The sequence below is a fragment of the Lysobacter sp. 05T417 genome (genome assembly GCF_056396405.1).
The window spans coordinates 1-1,184 of the sequence record NZ_JBFTLK010000020.1 but is presented as its reverse complement, the minus strand read 5'-3'; the positions used below and the strand labels follow the sequence as shown (position 1 = coordinate 1,184).

The following is a 1,184-nucleotide window of genomic DNA, read 5'->3' as shown; positions in this document are numbered from 1 at the left end:
ATCTGGGCCGGGCCGAAGCGGGCAATACACGGTGTCAATGGTGCCGGCTGGGGGCGTTGTGCGCGCAACCGAAGCAAGAGCGCGATGACCTCAGACACGACAGCGCGTCGATCCCGGACCGGCCGCAACGTTGCGACTACAGTCCTAACGCCTGAGTTAAGCCGCACCGCGGAGCGGTGTCGGCTTGAATGACTTGTTAGGCCTAGTGTCGTGACCGGAGCCGAGAACTGCAGCCGGCCATGCCCTGGGCCTTCCCCGGCCGAAAATGTAGCAGCTTGCGGCGGACTGTGAACCTGCCCCCTTCCTTGCCGGAGCCGGCATCGGAAAAGGGCGACCAGGGTCTAGCGGAGTCGCTCGCCACGCGTCCACGACCCGTGCCGCTCTACGCCCTTACGGCTGCACAGCGGCGATAACTAGCCTAACGCCTGAATTAAGCCGAGCCGCGAAGCGGCTTCGGCTTGAATGAATTGTTAGGGCGCGACCCGCCAGCGAAACGCCAAGCAAGGGCGATGAGGAATGCGACACCTTCAAAGACGAGATACCAAATGCCAATGCCCGCCAGGTAGATCCAGCCACTCGCGCGATTGGGCCCGCAGTGATCTCCGATGAGGCAATGGAACACTCGCCAAACGAGATGTGCCTCTACTACCAGAGCTCCAATCACCAAAGACGCGAGAAGGCCGACAACCAGCTTGCCCACGAGAGACATGCGCCAGAGCTTGTAGTGGCTGCGAAGGAGGTAGAAGGAACGCAATGGAATCAATGTGACGCCCACAAGGCCGATAAAGCCAAGGACGTAGATGCTAGTTTCCAGGAATCTATCCATGGCGCCCTAACGCCAGAGTTAAGCCGCACCGCGGAGCGGTGTCGGCTTGAATGACTTGTTAGGCCTAGCGCCGCAACCGGAGCCCAGACCTGCGGCCGACTGCTCTGCTTTGACCCAACCCCCGGGCGGAATGTATCAGCTCGCGGTGCCCAGCGTCGCCGAAGACGGGGGCCCGGCCGAAGCGGGAAAAATGCTGCCCCAAATGGCCGAGGCTGGGGGCGTTGTGCGCGCAACCGAAGCAAAACCACGACGACCTCAGACACGACAGCGCGTCGATCCCGGACCGGCCGCAACGTCGCGACTACAGTCCTAACGCCTGAGTTAAGCCGCACCGCGGAGCGGTGTCGGCTTGAATGAA

The 1,184-nt window shown here is 62.0% G+C and carries 1 protein-coding gene; it reads right to left on the bottom strand.

Annotated features, from left to right (window positions below):
• Positions 1-430: 430 nt before the first annotated feature.
• Positions 431-826 (bottom strand): hypothetical protein, encoded by a 396-nt coding sequence (locus tag AC1DER_RS17195; RefSeq protein WP_477248530.1) that lies wholly within the window; start codon positions 824-826, stop codon positions 431-433.
• Positions 827-1,184: the final 358 nt, after the last annotated feature.